The following is a 21,130-nucleotide window of genomic DNA, read 5'->3' as shown; positions in this document are numbered from 1 at the left end:
GCTTATCTTCCCCCCTCTACTACTTCAAATGATGTTGCTTCCACTTCCACACCTTGTACGCTGAATGGCGCTTCTGTGTAATTGACAATGATGGATACGTCGTTTTCATACACCACTTCGACCACTCCTTTTTTGTGGACAATGCGATCGGTGATGGTCATGTTTTCCACTTCTCCAAGGCTTTCCTTCACTGCCTTGTATTGATCGATGACTTGTTCCTTCCAGACATCAAACTCGGAAGTATACAGACCTCTTGATGGAGTTTTCAATAGCTCCTGGGAGGATTCCGTCGTCAGATAGAAAGAAGGATAAGCACCGAATTCGATCATTCTCAGCACTTCCTCTGTCGGGTTATGTGAGAAGTTCGAGAAGCTTGCATAGTATGGCTTGTAGCCCTTTAGGACGATTTGCAGGAAAGGTACCGTATCTGTCACAAACATATAGCTGGAAGAATACATCGGCATATCGAGGTATCGGTCCATATAGCCCCAGGCATAATCGTTCGGCTTATAGAAGGATAACCCTCCCATTTGCTCCTGATAAAGCTCGAAGGTTTCTTGATATGTTTGGATCATATCGGTTCTCGTGCTCTTCATCCCTTTGTTGAAATCAGAGAACAGGATATAGCCGGTCGTATCGACTGCAAGGTTAGTTACACCATGTTCCTTGAATTCTTTTTGATCCTTTTTGGCAATTGCCAATGTCTTTTCCGGACTGAGATAGTAGCTCATTTTGCCATACTCTCTCTGTGTCATCGGCTGTGCATTTTTCTTTTTCGCAACATCCTTGCTTCCGGAGAAACCGGATGCGCCTTGATAGGCTTTTGTAAAATCAGTATAGAAATAGAAAGGAATATCCTTGTCCTTCAATTGCTTCATTGTTACCTCATAGTCGGCATCGCTTCCAAGCTTGCCTTCAAGCGGGAACTTCTCAGGCAGGGTGCCTGTCAGACCGCCCTTTGTATAGCCGCGATAGACGACGTGCATATTGTCGACTTCATTTTTCTGAAGCTCTTCAACATAGCCTGGGATCTCGTCCACTCTTGTCATTGGTAGAACAGTATCCCAAAGCAGGCCTTTTTTCGTTTCTCCACCTAGGAATTCAAGGCGGACATCGACGGCATCCTCTTCTTTTTCAAGGCCGCCCGTCTCCACTAATCGTTCCTGGTAGCGTTTTGCCATTCCTACGTAGTCCGCTTCTTCATCCTCAAGGATCATGACACGCTGCTTGATGTCAAAGGAGTTCTTTTCCTCCTGATAGACATTGAAGCCGCCCATGCTTTTACTTGTCGGCTGATAGTAGCTGAAGCGGTACTGGTACTGGGAAGTTACCCAGAAAAAGTCGGTGGAAGCGCCGGAAGGATAAGCAAGAATGCTTCCATAGCTCTGCCCCTCTTCAATGGCGGTGATGAATCCATTTTGCTTTACTCCATGAACTGCCCCATAAACAGGAACGGATATTTCCTGTGTCGGGTACGTATAGTCATCCTGGGAATCGATGTTACGGGTGAAGCCTTCATCTGTTCCATAGATGTTTCCTACGAAAGGAGTGTCGGAACGGAACGGACTTTTTTCGAATCTCATCAAAGCGCCGCTTCCATCTGGAATGAACAGATAGCCGCTGATGTCTTCCTCATTGACTGCTCCAAGGAAAGGATATACTTTCATGGAAACGATTTTGTTGTACTTACCATCCTTGATTCCTGCATCGGGAACTTCGATCAGGACATCATCTTCCTCGAGGCTCACCTTCAGCTGGACATCGATGCTCGAATTCTTGAATTCGATATCAGCAGTGAAGCCATTTTCCTCCATCGTGATCTCTGAAGCAGATTCGGATGTCAGAATACTTTCTGTTTTCACGTTTCCTTTGCGGTCCAGGTAATCGATCGTGATGGCCGATTGGACCATTTCTGTCCATGTATTGTTCAGTCGATAGTTTTCAGGCTGATCCAATCCGGAGTTCCAGATATATCCCGTGCTCTTGTTCTGGATCTTGATGGCAAGGGATGCCCTGTTTACGTAAAGAGCAAGCTCTTCGTTTTCGGTAACCTTCTCAAATCCATCTAAAGTTCCTTCCGGAAGCGGCTTATTCTCTTTTTCCGTTTGCGTAAATTGGTTGGAATCAAATCGGAGTGTCTCTTCTCCAAGCTCCGATTCCACTTCAATCTCATCCAGTTCTTCCTTATCTGTCAGCGAATCCGCGATAACGTGGATGGGAAGCATGGCAATCAGCAGAAACAGGATTATCTTTTTATACACGGAGAATCACCTCCTGAATGATCGCTGTGACAAAGTCTACTACTTGATCCATTAATACGTAAATGATGAAGCTCACGAGCACGATGATGATCATACAGAATATCGTGATCAGAATGTTTCTTACTGTTTCAAAGAATTCATAGGCATGTATCTCTTTTACCATGATGAACAGGATAACCAGCGACCAGCCGATCATGACCTGCATCGAGAAGGTGTAAAGGAATGCTTCATTCAGAGTCAAGGCATTGGATAGCAGCGTGACCGGAATGATGAATATCAGATAAGGAGCCAAGCTATAGATGGTTCCTATGTAGATGTCCCGGAATCTTCCTTCTCCGTCACTGATCGTACTCACCAGGTAGTTGGAGACGATGAATAACAGGATCGGCAGGAAGAGTGTCACAAGCTCGAATGCAAAATTAATCTGGTCTGTGTTTGATCCTCTGAAAATAAAGCCGGTGAAATATTTCATCATGAGATATTCCACGAATAGAACCAGGTAAAGAATAGTGGCAGAAAGTAGGGAAACCTTTCTGACGCGCTTTACATAATAGAAGCTGTCGACCGGTTTCTTCAGGAAGTTCACAAGGAATAGAAGCTCGCTGATCAGCGTTTTCGCTTTGATCCTTTTCCATCTTTTCCGTGGTTGTGTGAGAATTCCCTTCTTTTTATCCACGTATAGGACAGATGCACGGAGCGCGAACAAGCCGATGATTACTGCGAATACCTTGCTTAAGTGCTCCTGCATCCAGATGTTTCGTATCTCCCAGAAGGAATTGGAGTATCCTTCCTTGCTGTTGACGATTTTGAATGATTCAAGCGCTTCGTCATACTGCTGCTGCTTGTAGTACGCTTCACCCATTGCATAATGGGCAAGTCCGATGGAAGAGTTCAGGCGAAGAACCTCGCTCCAGTACTTTCCACTTTCTACGTAGAGCCCTTCTGCATATAAGGAGATCCCTCCATGCATCATTTCCGCAAATGCGGTCGGCTCAAGCATCTGAACTGTTCCTCTTTCACGATCTGTTACAAGAAGGCGGCCAAGATTGTCCACGCTTATTCCGGTTGGATCTTTGAATAAGCCGAGACGGTTTGTTCCATCATCCTTGCCCCCGAAAATGAAGAGTAGATTTCCATAGCTGTCATATTCATAGATACGTCCATTGTTTTCAAGAACAAAGAAGTTTCCAAGTGGCCCGACAGTGATATCTCTCAGATTGGTAGTATCAGAGATGTCAGGAGGGAGAATGTTACTCCCGGCAATATTCAGTTTTCGGATCACTTCAAATTTTGTCCCGCCTGTAACTGTGAATACCAGCCCTTTTTCATCAATGGCGATATTGGTTGGCGCCGGTGGAACCTTTATAAACATCCTTGACTTTTGACTTTCTGTCGTAAGTGCATCCTGTACTACAGACATGAGGGACGATTGGGTCCGGTTTACTCCAAAGAATCCAAGGAATGTTCCGTCCTGCCCGATCTGGATGATTCCGTTATTGGAACCTTCTCCGATAATGTAGAGGTTCCCCCGCTTATCAACGGTTACTTTTTGAGGCTTATACGGTGATCTTGTTCCAAACAAGGGTGAGTCAGGTCTACCATACTCCTGGATCATCTCACCTTCCTGGGAAAAGCGGAACACCTTTTCATTTTTATAGTCCGCAACATAGATTTCCTGGTTGTGGTCCACATACACTCCTGTCGGCTGGGCTAGCTGACCTTCCCCAACCTCTAACAGCTTTTTGCCGTTCTCATCGAATTTTGTGACCTTTTTCGTTCCTGAATCCGCTACATACACATTGTTATTTTCATCAATGTAAACATCTTCTGGATTAACAATCTCACTGTTACTTCCAAAGAGACTGACAGGGATATAGGCTGTCTGCGTTTCAATGATATCCCCCTCGGATGAAACCGTCTCCGTTTTGTAAGGAACAGAAAGCGAAGCAGAGGATTGTGCTGGAAAGAGTATCAGTAGCCAAACACATAGTAAGCCGATGAAGATTTGCTTCATTTTCTTTCCTCCCCTTTACTTGATACCTGAATGCGCCATCGTGTTCATTACCTGGCTTTGTAGAATGATAAAGATGATCAGATTCGGAATAAACATGATCAGTGATGCCGCCGCTGCCATACCTTGACCGGCTACCGTATTACCAGTGGTAGCAGAAGAAAGGGTGGACATATAGAAGGCGAATGTTTTCAAGTTTTCATTGTTGACGAATAGCTCGGAAGTTTCCGTGTTGTTCCATACCACCTGAAACGACAGGATGGCGATAGTGGCGATTGCCGGTTTTACCAATGGAATGATGATCTTACGGAAGATCTGGAAATCTGTCGCTCCATCCATCTGGGCCGCTTCAATCAGTTCGTTCGGTATCTGATCGATAAACTGCTTTACAAGAAATAGTCCGATCGGCATGGCAATCAAAGGAAATATGTGTACCACGAAGGTATCAAGCAATCCGACCTTTTCAATCAGCAAATACCGTGGGATAACCACTGCTGCAGATACGAACATCAACGCCAGTGTATTGATTTCGAAAATTGTCTTCTTCAATTTGAAGCGTTTTTTCGATAGTGCATATCCTGCCATCGTACTGATCAAAACCGTCAGGAACACCACGATCAGCGTAATGGCAATACTATTAAAAAGGTAACGAGACATCGGAACCCCGGATGCGCTCGTGTTATTCATCAGATCGATAAAGTTTTGAAATGTTGGCTTTTCCACGAAAAATCGGGGCGGATAGGCAAAGAGCTCGTCTATCGGCTTGAATGCGTGAGAAAAGACAAACACTATGGGCATTGCCATAAAAACGGCAAGCGGAATGAGAAAAAGATAGAACTTCATCTGACTCCGGTGAAACCTGTCTGGATTAATTTTCGTTCCATGAAATGCCGACACATCGTTCACTCCTTACGTATTGAAGATTAATAGACGTTTGTTAATCCTTATCCCCGAATAATCGCCAAGCAACCTTCGAGAAAATATAAACAACCAGTAGCAAAATAACAGAAATGGCAGCTGCGTAGCCCATCTCATAACGGATGAATCCATAGTCCTCCAAGTGGTTGACCATCAACTGGCCCGCATACTGCGGCGTCGGGTTGGCGCCTGATAGCGCAACCCCGATGGCGCCGGCCTGGAAGGTACCTACAACAGCCATTACTGCTCCGAATAACATTTGCGGCTTCATCGATGGAATCGTGATATAGATGATCTCTTGAAATCTATTTTTAATTCCATCAATATAACCTGCTTCATAGATTTCTTTATTGATATTCAGGACACCGGACAGCATCGCCAGGAATCCTACTCCCATGCTTCCCCATAGTGTCACGACAATCATGATCGTCATTAAGTGATCAGGTGATTGCAGCCATTGGATTGGTTCGAACAGTACCCCCATCGTAATAAGGAGACTGTTCAGGTAACCTGTCTGGTCCCCACTGAAAATGATGGTCCATACTACCGCCATCGCGATTCCCGCAGTCATGGAAGGGGAATAGATGATAAGCGCCAGAATGGTTCTTGGCACTCTGGAAATCTGAGCCAGCATCCAGGCGAGCAGGAAGGAAAGGATATACCCTCCTGGTCCTACAATGACCGCAAAGGTAAGGGTATTCGGCAGTACCTTCTGCATGAACACCTGGTCCTGCGTCAGCACACTTACATAGTTTGCAAGTCCGATAAACGTCGGCATCTCAATTGCATTGAAATACGTAAAGGATAGAAAGATCGCAACCACGACCGGGATAATAATAAAGGTAAAGAAAAAGATAAGGTATGGTGCAAGAAAAATAGATGTTCCTGCATGCTTTTGGACTTTATTCATCATTCTCTTCCACCCAGCTTTCTACTTGTTCAATTGTCGGTATATGGTACGGCTTAATGATCTTGCCATCCTTCATATAACCGAACTCCTCCATTTTCCTGCGCATCTCGCGGTCGATTGTGACCACTGCGTCATCCACCGCAGATCGTGTATTTTCCCCATCGAATACTACCCGGTTCCATACATTACTGATTTCACGTTCGATCATATACGTGTAAGGTGTTTTGGGAACCTCCATTAGCTGCTCCCATTGCTCAAGGATTACTTCTTTATGCTCTTCCGGCCATGGAAGCTGTGCAAATGCTTCCAGATTGGAGGTATTCCACATATAAGAAGGTCCATACATGATTTGAAGCGTTGTTGCAAAATCGGTCTGGATCTCAGTTGAGGTCCACCACTTGAGCAGTTCCCAAGCCTGTTCTTTATTTTTACTGCCGTTAAAGATCATGCCGGCTTGGCCTGATCCTGTAGCCCATCTCGATACGGTGCCATCCTCCTGCTTCACGCCAGGATGAGGGGCGATATCCCACCAACCGGAGATTTCAGGTGCAGCTGCGGTCAGCTGGACATACGTCTGGAAATTGGCAACACCGATCGGCAAGGTCGAATATCTGAAATGGTTGTAGAAATTAGGCACTTGAAGCGGCGTACTATAAATCGTATTCAAGTCTGTCATGAACTGAATGCCCTTGATGGTTTCATCACTATCAATGGATGTTCCCAATCCGTTCTCCACGTAGAGGTCACCTTGATTCTGATAGATGAAAGGTGCAGTAGCCTGGAACGGCTTGAAAGCGACAGCGCCAGCAATCGGCGTGTAATAATTCAGTCCGAAGCGCTGCAGCTCAGGCAGTACCTCCACGACGTCGTCCCATGTATCCGGCACCGGTACATCCAATGCATTCAAAATATCTTTTCGATAGAATTGCACAAAGAAATCCTGTGTTTCCGGCAGTGCATAAACCGAATCATCAATAATCATCGGAAGGAATGCACCCGGTGAGAAACGGCCGACCGTCTCGCCGAAATCATCAAACTGTCGAAGATCATAGGCAGCTCCACGTATTGCCAATTCATATGGCAGCCACGTACTGATTCCAAGCGCAAGATCTGGCTGGCTGTTCGCCGCATTCGCCAGGATAAGCTTCTGCTCCGATGGCATGATCGAGAATCTCACTTTGATCCCCGTTTCAGGAGTGAATTGCTGATCGGCCATGTTCTGCATCAGTTCCACATACTGTCTTGGTCGATTCACCCAGATATCCACGACATCGTCTTCCACGTCTTCGGTGGCAAGCGTATTCGATTGGAAGGAATGGAAGAATTTCAAGACGGATTCCTTCGTTTTTGCAAAAAATCCTAATTCTGCTTTTGGCAACTTTTCGTCACCATGAATATATATTCGATCCATAAATAATGGCTGTTTTTTCAAATCCAATATTGCATTTCCAAGAATCTGTGCAACAGAGCTGGAACCCTCAGATAGCTGTGTCAATCTGGAAGGAATTTCATCCGGTGACTCTGCAAGGGAACGAAGTCTTTCTGACGCGATGTTCAAGGACACCACTTCCACTGCTTCCTGTCCTTCACTCAGCTCAAGCAAGTACTCACTTTCCTTGTCCAAAGCAGTTGCCCAGTTTAGCAGCCGGTCCTCGATATCCGGAAGGTACTCCGTGATTCTCCATCCACGTGAACGGTCTTGGCTGTTACCTGTTAATTGTTTAATCGATAAGGAAAGCTCTTCAATACCCTGCATAACCTGATCGATTTCAAAGAGTGTTCGATTGACTGGCGAAGCATCCACTTTCAGGGTTAGGGTATTTGTCCCTTTTTTCAAATAAAACGAGTAGGCTTCTCCCTTGTCATCACTCAGCGTTTCGTTCTTCCAGTTCTTTTCTTGCTGGAAGCCGTAATGTTCCACTTCTTCAAAAGGTATTTCTCCATTAATCATGACGGTACGGTATACCGGAAAACTCGTTTGCTTTTCCTGTAAAACTTTTAAACTAATGTTATAGTAACCGTCTTCTTCTACTTCAATATTCCATGTGGCGCTTTGCCCGCTCTGCTCCCAGGACTCCCCGCCGATTACATTTAATAGGCGGCTGTCTCTTTTGTAAGGAACAACTGAAGCGTCCTGTCTGTTGACAGGTCTGATGAATGAGCTGTTTTTCTTGGCTGGATGCTCGGCTTCAACCGTCACCATTGCATCCTCTATGAGCTCACCCTTGTTTTGTTCTAAGTATTCTTTATAGGAAGGTATCGTTCCCACACTGTCCACATAAACGTTTCCAAGAAGCATTTCCCCTCTAAGGTTGGAAAGCTTGATCGTGTTCTTTCCTGCTTTCAAATGGAACTTCAATGGTCTTGAGTGCAGATAACTGGAATCCTCCGCTTTTACATAATGCCATTCTTCAACCGGCACCTGCTTTGGAATGATTTCATCTCCAAAACGGTCTTTCTCAAACTTTGTTGATGCACTTTTCCAATCTTTCGGGAAAAGAATTCGGCGACTTTCATAATAAGGATAGCTTCCATTTACTTCGATGGAACCTTCTATCGGTACAATCCCTTCTCCTAAAGGAAAATAATCAAAGCCAAGCTCATATAGACCTTCTTCTTCTACATCCACTTCAACGGTGATTGATTTTTGATCTTTCCAGGAGAAAACTTGATCCTCATACCCCTTACTTTCATTCAAAGGCAGTAAATCACTTTCAGGAACGGATAAAAAATCAGTGGGACTGATAGCACGCTCATAAGGAGACGCGCCATCGATTCCCACTTCTTTCCACTGTTTCAGGATATAAAGATAGCTAGGTTCAATGACTTGTTCGGCCAATTGTTCAGGAGAATTCTTTTCATCGGCGAAAGCGATATGATTCGGAATCAATAAAAGTAGTAATAGCGGCCAGAACAACATCTTACGTTTCATATCATTTATCCCCCTCAACAGTTATAAGAAAAGCGCAAGCGGTCGGGAGCAAGACTACGCCCCCACCTCTTAAGCGCTTCACTATGAAAATTTTAATTATTGACCAATTGCTTCTTTACCTTCTTGCAGCTTTTGGTTAGCCAGTTCATTGATTTGAGAGATGTAGTCCTCGATCTTGATTTCGCCTCTCACACTTGCATCAATGATACCTGCGATGTTTGCATTAGGGTTGTCACCAACCGCTACACCAGTTGGAGCTTCCCATCTGGATTGAACATAGCCAGGAACCGTTTTGAATGGCTCGATCACTGCATTGTCCAAGTTGTCATACGCTGTACGAAGACCAGGAACATCCTGGATTTCAAAGTATGCATCCAATACTTCTTCGTCATTGATGACAGGAAGGTTGTTCACTGCTTTTTCGTTCTCTACTGCGATATCAAGGCGTTTCATGTAACCTTCTTTACCAAAGCCCATGAATTTAGCGAATTTGTAAGCTTCTTCTGCATGCTCAGTAGATTTGGAGATTCCCATGAAGTCGTTTACTACAACTGTTCTTCCACCAGGAGTACCGATGAAATCCCATTCAAACTCAAGGTTATCCGTGAAGTTCGTTACAGCCCAAGTTCCATCCCAATTGATTCCAAGGCCGCCTTGTGCCCAAACCTCACCAGCATTTTCTCCACTGAAGTTTGCTTTTTGCTCATCTGTCAGGTTTTCAAAAGAATAACCGTTTGTTACGATATTGCTCGCCAAGTTGACGCCACCGATAAATTCGTTGCTATCAAGGTTGTAGCCTTCTTCCGTGTATGTGTACCAACCAGCTGTTTCGCTTACAGATGTCGGGTACCAGTCAACAATCGCAAATGGATTGTTCATTCCAACAACACCATTGTTTACATTGGAGATGGAGCGAACCGCCTCAGTAAAATCTTCTACGGAAATTCCATACTCAGGAACATCCAGGTTAGCCTGGTTGAAAAGATCTTTGTTTACATAGTAGCCCAAGAAATGCTGTGCACTTGGAATAGCGAATACTTTGCCATCATAAGTAGTAGATTCTTTTACTACATCAGCAATCTTTGCGTAATCTTCATCTTCTGTTGTGAATTCCGTTACATCCAATAACCAGTCATTTGCTAGTCCAGTAGGAACCTGTGCAAGCATGAAAACGTCCGGCATTGTCCCGGCACTTGCCGCTGCAGATAATGCATCGTTCCAGTCACCCGTGATGGACTCATCGATTTCGATTTTCACGTTCGGGTTTGCTTCTTCGTAAGCCTTGATTAGAAGACGCTCAATGTTTTGCTCTTCTTCCGTTCCTAATGCCCAGCTAGCGAAAGTAAGTGTTACTTCTTCTTTGTCTGACCCTTTATCGTCTTTTTTCTCATCATTTGAAGCATCATTGCTGCAACCAACTACTAACATAAAAACAGTTAAAATTGCAATCCAAGGTTTTAACAATTTCATCCCATACACCCCTTATTTTTTTGTTTTATTAGATAAAAACTTTTTTGTAAGTTTAGATCTCAAATGCGTTAGCTTGTCCACAAGACTGATAGATTACAAGAAGCTGAGGTTAACTACATCAATTGAAGAAGAAACAACAACCCCTTTCCCGATTTCGAAACGTTTCAATTTCTTTTCAAAAAATAAAGTGAAGATTCACTTGGGTTCAAAAAGCTATTGACTGAATACTTACAATTGATTGATACGTTTCACTAAAATCATTATACTCCACCTTGAAACCGATTACAATTCCATTTTTGAAGAAAATTTACGTAACTTGTTTTAATTGTGGGAAATCTCAATTATCCTAGCGAGGGCAACCGTTTGCTCAACTCATTTTATGATTGAATTCATAAAAATAACGGAAGAAACGCTTATAGAATCGATTCGATTCTTGTAAGGTTTTCTTCCGTTACTTACTATTTACTTCATTTCTTTATTTTTACAGATTCTCCATTTTTTGAACTTTCGTAAATAGCGAGGATGATTTCCAGTGCATTTCTGCCGTCCTGGAGTGAGATAGCCGGTTCCTTGTCATTCTGGATGGCCTGGACCATATCCTCTATGATTGGATAGTGACCTTCTTGCGCAGTCGAAAAAGTAGAATCTTCTTTCTGTGATTCATTATCCTCGTGAAGAAAATGCCAGCTTTTTAACTCATCTATGTATTTTCCACCGACAATCGCCGTTCCTTTTGTGCCGAAAAGGCTTAAAGAGGCTTCCAGGTTGGTTGGATAGATGGCAGTCGAGCCCTCGATGATTCCAAGCGCCCCACTCTCGAACTCGAGGATCGCGACCCCTACATCCTCCATCTCCATCGTGTGGCGCCTTGTAGCAGTAAACCCAGAGACTTTTCGGACCGGACCCATCATCCATCTTAATAGATCGATATTATGGATGGACTGATTCATCAAAGCACCACCATCCATTGCGGCAGTTCCACGCCAAGAATCCTGATTGTAATAGCTTTGGTCCCGATACCAGCGGACTGAGGTCGTTGCATGCATCATCTTCCCGAAGCTTCCATTTTCGAGCTTCTCCCTCATTTGAAGAATTGGTCGATTATAGCGTTTCTGGAATGCGACGGTGGCTTTGACCTTGCACTTCTTGGCCGCTGCGATTACCCGGTCCGCATCCTCAAGCGTCATCGCGAGCGGCTTTTCGACGATAACATGCTTGCCGGCTTCGATCGCTTTGATGGCCATGTCGGCATGCAGTCCACTTGGGGTGCAGATGCAGACCACATCTATGGAGGGATCTTGCAGCAAATCCTCGTATGCTGTATAGAATCTGCTAGTGGCATACTGTTTGACGAAGCCTGCAGCCGTTTGCGGGTTCTTATCACAGACCGCATCTAATGTGGCTTCAGGATGCAGGGTGATGGCCTCTGCATAAACAGGAGCAATCGCCCCCGCTCCCACAATGGCAAAATTGATCATCATTTTGTTCCTCCTAATCTGATAGAGTCACAGATTTCCCTGTTCTGGCAGATTCATAGATTGCCAGGATGATTTCCAACGGTTTCAGCCCTTCCTCTCCATTGACAAGAGGCTCGCGATCCTCGATGACCGCATGCATCATATCTTCTATTTGAATGCGGTGTGCACCACCGAAGATGGCTGTCGGATCACTCGCACCGGTACCGCTGTCGTTTTGTCCGGTTTTGGCCAGATTTTCCACCTTGCCACCACCGTACCACTCACCCTTGCTATCTTGCGTCTTCTGGAAGTGATGGGTCAATCGATCATTTTCAATCACAGCGGATCCCTTCGTCCCAAATACTTCAAGGCGGCAGCTTAATCCAGGGAACGCACTTGTTGTTCCAACGATTGTGCCGAGTGCTCCATTCTTGAATGTCACCGTGGCGACCGCCACATCCTCGACCTCCATTCTTTCGTGGGCAAGGGTGGCTGTTCTGGCAAAAACGCTTTCAACAGGTCCCATCAAGTATTGAAGGAGATCTATCGTATGAATCGATTGGTTCATCAGTGCCCCTCCGCCATCAAGTGCCCAAGTTCCGCGCCATTCGCCACTGTCATAGTACTCCTGTGTGCGATACCAGTTTACGGCACATTCACCAAGGATCATGCTGCCGAAATTACCTGCATCCACTTCCTTTTTCACTTGGATGGTTGCCGTGTCGAAACGATGCTGAGAGATGACCGAAAGCTTGACCCCTGCATCCCTGCACACCTTGATCATTGCTTTTGCTTTATCCAAGGAGATGTCCATCGGCTTTTCCGTAATGATGTGTTTACCTGCTTTGGCTGCATCGATTGCCATATCAGCATGCATGCCGCTTGGCGTAAGGATATTGACGATATCGATATCGTCACTTTGGAGCATCTCCTGGTAGTCAGTGTACCAATCGGTGTTGTATTTTGTTGCAAGCGTTTTGGCACGGTCCTCTTCAATGTCTGCAACAGCTACTAATCTCGCATTGGGTATAGCTTGGATTTGTTCAGCGTGTGTGGCGCTGATGGAGCCGCAGCCGATTATAGCGAAGCGCAGTTCTTTGTTTTGGGTGGTATTGGTCATGGGTGGGTCCTCCTTTGGTTTGGTTGGTTTTTGGTATAGGTTTCCGTTTGATGATGGACTTTTTGGAACTTGTTTCAGTGGGTTCGGGCCTTCATCGACTTGATGATGGACTTTTTGACCCTTGGTTCTGCTGGTTTGGGCCTTCATCACACCGATGATGAGCTTTTTTACACCTAGTAATCTCTTATTTTTCCCGTCACTACTTTGATAACGTACTTTTCACAGGCATCCCCACTTCCACAAGCAGCTCCTTGAACCGTTCTACAGCAGTTATAAACAGATCAGGCCCACTGAATCCCGAAAATGGACCGGCCGCCGCGAGATGCGGCTCCATGGAAGCGAATCCGACAAAATCCCGCTTAAGCAACGCCTGATACAACTCCTTCATCTCGCCATCTCCATCACCTGCTGGCACCACATGACCATCTGCAAACCTTGCATCCTTTACATGCATATATTCTACATAGCCTTTTAACAATGGATAAGCTTCCGTAAATGGCTTTACTCCGCATTGTACAAAGTTGGCCGGATCGAAAGCTGCCCGAAGATTGGGAGATTCGCAGCTTGCAAGAATATCAAGACAGCGCTCTGCATTGTCCCCATATATGTCCTTTTCATTTTCATGCAATAGCACTACATTTTCTACTTCAGCAGCCTTGACAAGCTCATTCATTCTTCTCAACACCTCGTCCCGGTAATCACCAGGGTCCTCTCCCTCCGGAATAAAGAAGGAAAAGATACGGATGTACCGGGATCCCAGCACATGAGCTGCATTCACAACCCGCTGGAAATCCTCCATATGTACGTCAAAATCCTCCATCACTCCTATTTTCCCAATCGGCGAACCAATGGAAGAGACAGAAAAGCCTCTGGCATCCAAAGTCCGCTTAATCGACAATAGCTGTTCATCCGTCAAATGTGCAACATTCTTCCCCCAAACACTCCGCAGCTCAAGGTGCCGGATGCCTTGGGACTCCAGGACATCTAGCTGTACATCGAGTTCAGGGGAGATTTCATCTGCAAAGCCTGTTAATGTAATCATCCAATTCCTCCTTTAAATGACTTTACTCAACTGCTTGCGGCTTGCCGCATCAAGAGATTCGATGTCCTTGATTTCACAGCGCTTGCCTTCCATGTCCGTTATGATCAGTCTATTCACCCCGATCGAATGGATATGCTCATGAATGTTTCTCATCAATAGCTGCAAATCCCCTCTGTCCGTTTTCACCTGGAAGGTCCACAGTCCTGGCTCCGCCTTGATGGAAATAATCTTCGTCACTGCAGGAATGACGTAGCGAAGTTTCAACTCCGCCACCAGCTCTTCCCTGCTTTTCTCATCCAGTTCCTCGATATCACGGATAATTCCGATCTCCTTGTCATCCTTGGTCCAGACAGACAAATATTCGTAGGGTCTGGACATAGGATACGTACGTCTGACCGTTATCTCGGCAAACAGCTCCCGGGCGGTTTCCATCCGCAGCATTCCGCCTGCACTTCTGGTAAAAGACGTAACACCAGGATTGATATAGGTTATTTCAAACAAATCGCTCATCCAACCTCTACTCCTTTTATCTGCGACATTTCCTTTTGCGCTTCCACAAGCTTATAGTAGATTCCTTTTTCAGCAAGAAGCTCTTCATGTGTCCCTATTTCTGCAATCTGCCCTTTGTCGATTACAACGAGGCGATTCGCATTTCGCAATGTGGAAAGTCGGTGTGCGATGGCAAAAGTGGTGCGCCCCTGCACCAGTCTGCTGACCGCTTCCTGTATCTTATGTTCAGTTTCCGTATCAACGGACGCTGTTGCCTCATCGAGAATAAGGATCTGTGGATCATGCAAAATGGCACGGGCAATAGCAATCCTTTGCTTCTGGCCGCCTGATAAACGGTGGCCACGCTCGCCGACCTGCGTTTCATATCCATCCGCCATTTTCACGATAAACTCATGGGCATTTGCTATTTTCGCAGCCCGCATGATTTCGTCGGGCGTCGCACCTTGGTTCGAATACGCAATATTGTCAGAGATGGATCCATCAAAAAGGAACGTCTCCTGCAATACCACCCCAATATGCTTGTGCAGATCTTCCTGCCTGATATCCTTCAGGTCTATTCCATCAATTGAAATGGCCCCTTCTGTAGGATCATAGAATCGGCTGATCAGGTTGATCAAGGTAGATTTACCGGCACCTGAATGACCTACAAGACCGATCATTTCTCCCGGTTGTACGACGAGGTTCAAGTCCTTTATCACGGGATTGTGCTTCTCATAGCCGAACGTTACATTCTTGATTTCCACTTTTCCCTCCATATCTCCTACCGAGACGGCTTTTTTGCTATCCGGAACTTCTGATGGGGTATCCATGATTTCGAAAATCCTGTTTGCAGATGAAATCGCGCGACTAACCCATGTGATCATCTGGTTGTACCATTGAAGTGGTCCAAAAAACATACCAAGATAAGCGATGAATGCCATCAAGGTCCCTAGGCTGAGGTCGTTACTGATGACCGCCATGCCTCCGAAATACCAGACAAGCAACATCCCTGTTCCTGTGATGAAAGAAAATATCGGGAACACGCCCTGCCACATGCCATCGGTTTTAATCGTCTGCGTCATCAATATTTCATTCCCCTTCATATAGCGGGAATGTTCCTGTTTTTCCTGTCCAAAAGCTTTTACAACCCGAATCCCTTGCAGGGTATCTCCCACTACCATGTTCAGACGGTTGATTGCCTGCCACTGCTTGTACCACATCTGGTGAACTCTTGGCCAGATCATGACAGAGAAGAGTATGACAACCGGCGTTGGTAATAATGCAAACAGGGTCAGCTTCCAATCAAGGCTGAACATCATAATCAGGATCGCGACCAGCATCAATGCCTGACCTACTACCCAAAGGACACCGTCAGTTAAGAATTGACGGGTATCCTCCACATCCCTGTTTACCCTACCGATGAACTGGGACGTCTGCCTGCGGTCGAAATAACTTAAGGAAAGCCGCATCAGCGCTTGATAGACCTCTTTACGCAAATCACCCATCACTTTACTGCCAATCCAGACGCCGAGCATCCCTCTGACAATCTGCATCAGGGCAAGGACAATGCTCGTCACACCGAGAAGAGCCACCAATACAAGCAATCCTCCGCCGATGTCCTTCGGCTCCAATACCTCGTCCACTAAGATTTTCGTAATGTATGGAGGAGCAAGCTCCAAAAGGGTTGCCAGAATCAGCATGACCATCGCAAAGACCATCTTCATGCGATAAGGTTTTGTGTACGCAAGAAGTCGACCGACCACTTTCTTTCTATCCACACAGACCGAGCATGCATTGGTTGCATCCTGAAGCGGACGCTGACAGGTTGGGCACTGGCGCGGAAGGTCATTTTTCGATAAAACAGGCAACGGCTTTCCGTTTATCAAATTTTCAATCACCTTTACTGCAATTGTAAATTGGCTTGTAAACGGAGCGGAAAAACGAATGACAACCACTCCCCCATCGTCGCTCTCCACTACAAGTGATCCGCCGCCTATATAGGAATCAAGTCTGGCTCCCTTCAGCTCTGAAATTTCCAACGATTTAATAGCGCTTCCATTCTCCACATAGACAAGAATCTGATTTTCTGTGATGGCAAGCCAACTGTCTACAAAACTACCATTTTCATTCATGTCCGCTTTTGCAAAATACAACATGTTCCCTGCCGGCTTAATCCTGTCGGGAATCGTTTCTACTATTGACATATAAGACTTACTCCACCTTTACGGTAAATTTTCGAAACTTCGGATTAATTAATTTATTGTTTGAATTTATCTAACATTATAGTTTATCTTCCCTCGTTTACAAGGGGATTTTTTCACCTAAAAGAAATATATAGGATTCCATCATCTTATTATTTAGGCTGTGCTATTGAATACCGCTGTTGATTTCCGCACTAGGCTGCGCTTTCCGCGGGGCGATTGTGGAGCCTCCTCGGCTTCGCCTGTGGGGTCTCCACTAATCGCTACCTCCCGCAGGAGTCTTCGCCTATTGCTCCAATCAACAGCTAGATTCTCATAAATACATCTTAATCTTTAACAAAGATTTTATTTTTTGTATTGATATTTAGTAGGTTTTCCATCTATAATTAATTAAAACATTTAATTAATAAAATTGAAAGGCAGGTTACAAAAATGAAAATTTTATATATTGATATTGATTCCCTGCGTCCTGATCATTTAGGATGCTATGGCTACCACCGTGAAACTTCTCCTAATATTGACGGGCTTGCGGAACGCGGCGTTCGCTTTACAAATTATTATGCATCAGACGCTCCATGCGCCCCTTCCCGTACAGGACTTTTCAGTTCTAAGTTCGGCATCCACACAGGGGTTGTCAACCACGGAGGTGTTCAGGCGGATATGCGTCCAATCGGACCAGAGCGTCCATTCAACTATCACCATACCGAACACCAGGCATGGGTGGATACGCTCCGATTCAAAGGCCATCATACTGCCATGATCAGTCCCTTCCCTGGTCGCCATGCAGCTTGGCATGTTCAACAGGGGTTCCTGGAAACCTATGATACGGGCAAGCACGCAGGGGAAACGGCTGGTGATGTTTCCAAGGAAGCACTTCGGTGGATAAAAGAGCGTGCCACTGAAAAAGAGGACTGGTTCCTTTATCTGAACTTCTGGGATCCGCATACTCCTTATCGTACTCCGGGGGAATATGGGAACCCATTTAAAAATGACCCTGCTCCGGAATGGCTGACAGATGAAATTATTGCTGAACAACGGGAAAGCTATGGCCCGATGAGTATACGGGATCTCCCCCGCGGCAACCAATGGGATGGTCTTCCGAGTGAAATCACTTGCCGTGAGGACTTCAAGAACTGGATAGATGGCTATGATACAGCAATCCGCCATGTTGATGATCATGTCGGAAAGATCCTGGACGCACTAAAAGAGCAAGGTATTCTCGATGAAACCATCATTGTCATTTCTGCCGACCATGGCGAAAATCAAGGAGAGCTGAATGTCTATGGTGATCATCAAACCGCTGACCATATTACCAGCAGAATCCCTTGTATAATTGCCGGACCGGGAATCAAACAGGGACACGTGGATGAAGACTTCCACTACCAAATTGATTTCGGACCTACATTCTCGGAATTGGTTGGCGCAAAGGCAAGCGGAAAATGGGATGGACAGAGCTTCCTTCCTGCACTGACGGATGGCGAATCCGCTGGCCGCCCATATCTGGTAGTCAGTCAAAACGCATGGAGCTGCCAACGTTCTGCCCGTTTTGATAATTGGATCCTGATCCGCACATACCATGACGGACTGAAGGAATACCCGGAGCTCATGCTTTTTGATTTGGAAAACGATCCCCATGAAACCGTGAACCTGGCGGAAGAACGACCTGAAATCGTCGCCAAAGGATTGCGACTGTTGGACCAGTGGGTTGCAGAGCAGATGGCATCCTCGGATTCACCGATTGACCCAATGTGGGCTGTCATCCATGAAGGAGGCCCTTTCCATACTCGCGGTAATGCGTTGGACAGCTACCTTGCAAAGCTACGTAAACAAGAACGACACGCGGCGGCAGACCGCTTGGAACGTCGTTATCGACCTGAAAAATACAATGGATAATAGATGGGCAGGCTCAAAGTTGATGAGCCTGCCTTTTAACGTTGATGCAAAAATTGCAGCACCGGTTGAATATGCTTATCCCAATAACCCCATTCATGCCCGCCTGGACCATCCTCAAATGTGCTCTCGATCGATAGCTCTTTCAGGTGATTGCGGAATCTTTGATTTGCCTGGTAGTTATGATCCTCCGTTCCACAGCAATGGTACAATCTTGGTCTCGGCCCATCGCTCTTGGCCATGTTTTCAGCTACATGAAAAAGGTCGTCATCACTCCCTTTTATCGGACGATTGCCAAAAATATGCTGGAAGTCACGAGGAAATGCAGGAATACGGTCCACAATATCCAAAGAACCCGACAGGCTAGCCCCTGCTGCAAATTTATCTGGATTACGCATCACCGTTTTCAACGCACCATACCCACCCATGGATAGACCGGCAACAAAATTGTCCTCCCTTTTTTCGGAAAGGTTGAAAAACGACCTTGCTATCTGAGGCAGCTCCTCGCTTACATAAGTATAATAATCGTAGCCATTTTCCATATCGGTATAAAAGCTTCTCCCTGCTGCAGGCATCACAACTGCAAGGCCAAGAGGTGCAACATATCTTTCTATGGAAGTAAACCGGGTCCAAATTGTGTTGTCATCCGACAAGCCATGCAGAAGATATAAGGTTGGATGCTTCTTTTGCTCGGCTTTGGATTCCACTCCGATATGGGAGGTTGTCTGCGGCAATATGACTGTCATCGAGGTCGAGCACTGCAAGGCCTCGGAGAAAAAATTGCATTGAATCAGTGCCATTGAACACACATCCTTTTAATAATCTAGAGTTTTTGAAACGTTTCGAATATGACCAGTATAAAGGAAATATGTATTCGCTTTCAATATTTTTATCAATACGAACAAATGTTCTTTACTTTTTATTGGTTTTTATTTTATAATGTAAATGTTGGATTAAACTTATATTATAAGGAGTGTTCAAAATGAAGCAAGTAACACCTTACTTATCTTTTAATGGAAATACAAAAGAGGCACTTGAGTTCTACAAAACGGTTTTCGAAGGTGAAATTGTGGGAATCCAAACATTCGGAGAAGCAGACTTCCCTACTCCCCCTGAAGCGGACAACCTGATTATGCATGCCCGATTTGAAAAAGGCGATTTTGCACTGATGTTTTCCGATGCTTTCCCTGGACACTCCATTGAAATGGGCGACCAAGTCTCCCTGACCATTGAGCCTGAAAATGAAGAAGAAATCCAAACCCTGTACAACCGTTTATCCGATAACGGTACAGTTGTGATGGAGCTTCAAGACACGTTCTGGGGCGCACGCTACGGAAAAGTGAAAGATCAATTTGGTATTACATGGGACTTGAACCTGCAAAAATAATAAAGCTAACCGTAAAAAGTCGGCTTTTGGATTTTTTACTGGGATAAACTTGGCTTTATCTAAAAGTAAATCCAATTATTAAACGTGAAAAGAGCACGATCGTAGGTATAATTACGTGTTTATATTCCATACGTGAAAACCTACAATGTCTGCGAAAACAGAACAAGAAAAAGAAGCTTCCGATTGTCGGTAAGCTTCTTTTTTGATTAATGCTCGTATATCATCTTTCGTGTCATCCCGCCATCAACGGTCAGATTCTCCCCAGTTACAAAATCATTCTCTCCATCGGTCAGATACAGGCAAGCTCTTGCGATGTCAGAAGGCTTTCCAACACGGTTGGAGAGGTGCTGTTCATGATCTACATCACGTAACTTTTCGTAATCACCTGTTTCAATCCAGCCTGGAGAAACGGCATTGACTGTGATGTTATCAGGACTGAATGAGGCAGCCATCGCATGGGTGATAGCCACAATTCCTCCCTTGGACGCAGCATACGCCTCAGAATTCGGCTCCGACATCGTAGCACGCGTGGAAGCGATATTGACAATGGACCCACCGCTCTCTTTTTGCCTCATAACTTTGGCCGCTTCGCGGGATGCGATGAACACACTGCGAAGATTGGTCTGGATGACGTTATCCCAATCCTCGATGGTCAGTTCATATGGGGAGGTAAAGGTTGAAATGCCTGCATTATTTATCAGGATATCTATTTTCTGATACTGCTGTACCGTTTTATTGATCAAGTGAACAATATCCACTTCTTTGCGGACATCTGTCTGGATGAAGAGGGCTTTTGCTCCTTGTGATTTCAATTCCTGTTCAAGCTCTTCTCCTGCCTTTACCTCCATATCTGCGAGTACAACCGTTGCACCTTTTTTTGCATATTCCTTGGCTATTCCTTTTCCGATGCCGTTTGCTGCACCGGTGATGATAACGACTTTGTTTTGGAAGTTCATGGTTTTCTCCTCCTATTTCTTACTTTTGTTGAGAAAAGTATACAGGTACGGAGGCGGGAATACAAAAGAAGCGCTTTGACAACTAC

15 protein-coding genes are annotated in these 21,130 nt (G+C 45.3%); 2 read left to right on the top strand and 13 right to left on the bottom strand.

The window, feature by feature from the left end; translation table 11 throughout:
* Positions 1-2 precede the first annotated feature (2 nt).
* The 11 genes from ACQCT5_RS09745 to ACQCT5_RS09695 all read right to left on the bottom strand — a co-directional run bounded on the left by ACQCT5_RS09745 (position 3) and on the right by ACQCT5_RS09695 (position 16,814).
* Complete coding sequence (locus ACQCT5_RS09745) at positions 3-2,261, bottom strand: DUF5696 domain-containing protein (protein ID WP_499641351.1); 2,259 nt, start codon at positions 2,259-2,261, stop codon at positions 3-5.
* Positions 2,254-4,275, bottom strand: a complete 2,022-nt coding sequence (locus ACQCT5_RS09740; protein ID WP_499641349.1) for a YIP1 family protein — start codon at positions 4,273-4,275, stop codon at positions 2,254-2,256. Before ACQCT5_RS09740 ends, ACQCT5_RS09745 begins: the two co-directional genes overlap by 8 nt.
* A 15-nt stretch (positions 4,276-4,290) precedes the next feature.
* Positions 4,291-5,169, bottom strand: a complete 879-nt coding sequence (locus tag ACQCT5_RS09735) for a carbohydrate ABC transporter permease (protein WP_386640916.1) — start codon at positions 5,167-5,169, stop codon at positions 4,291-4,293.
* A gap of 40 nt (positions 5,170-5,209) precedes the next feature.
* Positions 5,210-6,103, bottom strand: a complete 894-nt coding sequence (locus ACQCT5_RS09730; RefSeq protein WP_499641347.1) for a carbohydrate ABC transporter permease — start codon at positions 6,101-6,103, stop codon at positions 5,210-5,212.
* Positions 6,093-9,032, bottom strand: coding sequence for an extracellular solute-binding protein (locus tag ACQCT5_RS09725; RefSeq protein WP_499641345.1), 2,940 nt, complete (start codon positions 9,030-9,032; stop codon positions 6,093-6,095). Before ACQCT5_RS09725 ends, ACQCT5_RS09730 begins: the two co-directional genes overlap by 11 nt.
* A 96-nt stretch (positions 9,033-9,128) precedes the next feature.
* Complete coding sequence (locus tag ACQCT5_RS09720; protein WP_499641342.1) at positions 9,129-10,502, bottom strand: ABC transporter substrate-binding protein; 1,374 nt, start codon at positions 10,500-10,502, stop codon at positions 9,129-9,131.
* A 467-nt stretch (positions 10,503-10,969) separates the two neighbouring features.
* The gene (locus ACQCT5_RS09715; RefSeq protein ID WP_499641340.1) at positions 10,970-11,983 is read right to left on the bottom strand and encodes a Gfo/Idh/MocA family protein; all 1,014 of its coding nucleotides are present in this window, start codon (positions 11,981-11,983) and stop codon (positions 10,970-10,972) included.
* A gap of 10 nt (positions 11,984-11,993) precedes the next feature.
* Positions 11,994-13,079 (bottom strand): Gfo/Idh/MocA family protein, encoded by a 1,086-nt coding sequence (locus ACQCT5_RS09710; protein WP_499641338.1) that lies wholly within the window; start codon positions 13,077-13,079, stop codon positions 11,994-11,996.
* A gap of 199 nt (positions 13,080-13,278) precedes the next feature.
* Positions 13,279-14,121, bottom strand: a complete 843-nt coding sequence (locus tag ACQCT5_RS09705) for a sugar phosphate isomerase/epimerase family protein (RefSeq protein WP_499641336.1) — start codon at positions 14,119-14,121, stop codon at positions 13,279-13,281.
* Positions 14,122-14,133: 12 nt separating this feature from the next.
* Entirely contained in the window at positions 14,134-14,631 is a 498-nt protein-coding gene (locus tag ACQCT5_RS09700) for a DUF1854 domain-containing protein (RefSeq protein ID WP_499641334.1), read from the bottom strand.
* The gene (locus ACQCT5_RS09695; protein ID WP_499641332.1) at positions 14,628-16,814 is read right to left on the bottom strand and encodes an ABC transporter ATP-binding protein; all 2,187 of its coding nucleotides are present in this window, start codon (positions 16,812-16,814) and stop codon (positions 14,628-14,630) included. Before ACQCT5_RS09695 ends, ACQCT5_RS09700 begins: the two co-directional genes overlap by 4 nt.
* Before the next feature lie 429 nt (positions 16,815-17,243).
* Here ACQCT5_RS09695 and ACQCT5_RS09690 point away from each other — a divergent pair, with 429 nt between their 5' ends.
* Positions 17,244-18,704, top strand: a complete 1,461-nt coding sequence (locus tag ACQCT5_RS09690; RefSeq protein ID WP_499641330.1) for a sulfatase family protein — start codon at positions 17,244-17,246, stop codon at positions 18,702-18,704.
* Positions 18,705-18,739: 35 nt separating this feature from the next.
* Here the strand turns inward: ACQCT5_RS09690 and ACQCT5_RS09685 are convergent, their stop codons facing one another.
* Complete coding sequence (locus tag ACQCT5_RS09685; RefSeq protein WP_499641328.1) at positions 18,740-19,501, bottom strand: alpha/beta hydrolase; 762 nt, start codon at positions 19,499-19,501, stop codon at positions 18,740-18,742.
* A gap of 182 nt (positions 19,502-19,683) precedes the next feature.
* Here ACQCT5_RS09685 and ACQCT5_RS09680 point away from each other — a divergent pair, with 182 nt between their 5' ends.
* Positions 19,684-20,088, top strand: coding sequence for a VOC family protein (locus tag ACQCT5_RS09680; protein WP_499641326.1), 405 nt, complete (start codon positions 19,684-19,686; stop codon positions 20,086-20,088).
* 206 nt (positions 20,089-20,294) lie between these two features.
* Here ACQCT5_RS09680 and ACQCT5_RS09675 read toward each other — a convergent pair whose 3' ends face one another.
* Positions 20,295-21,044, bottom strand: coding sequence for a glucose 1-dehydrogenase (locus tag ACQCT5_RS09675; protein WP_499641324.1), 750 nt, complete (start codon positions 21,042-21,044; stop codon positions 20,295-20,297).
* Positions 21,045-21,130: the final 86 nt, after the last annotated feature.

The sequence above is a fragment of the Sutcliffiella halmapala genome (genome assembly GCF_050107295.1).
Classification (GTDB): Bacteria; Bacillota; Bacilli; order Bacillales; family Bacillaceae_I; genus Sutcliffiella_A; species Sutcliffiella_A halmapala_A.
This window is presented reverse-complemented; position numbering and strand designations above follow the sequence as displayed.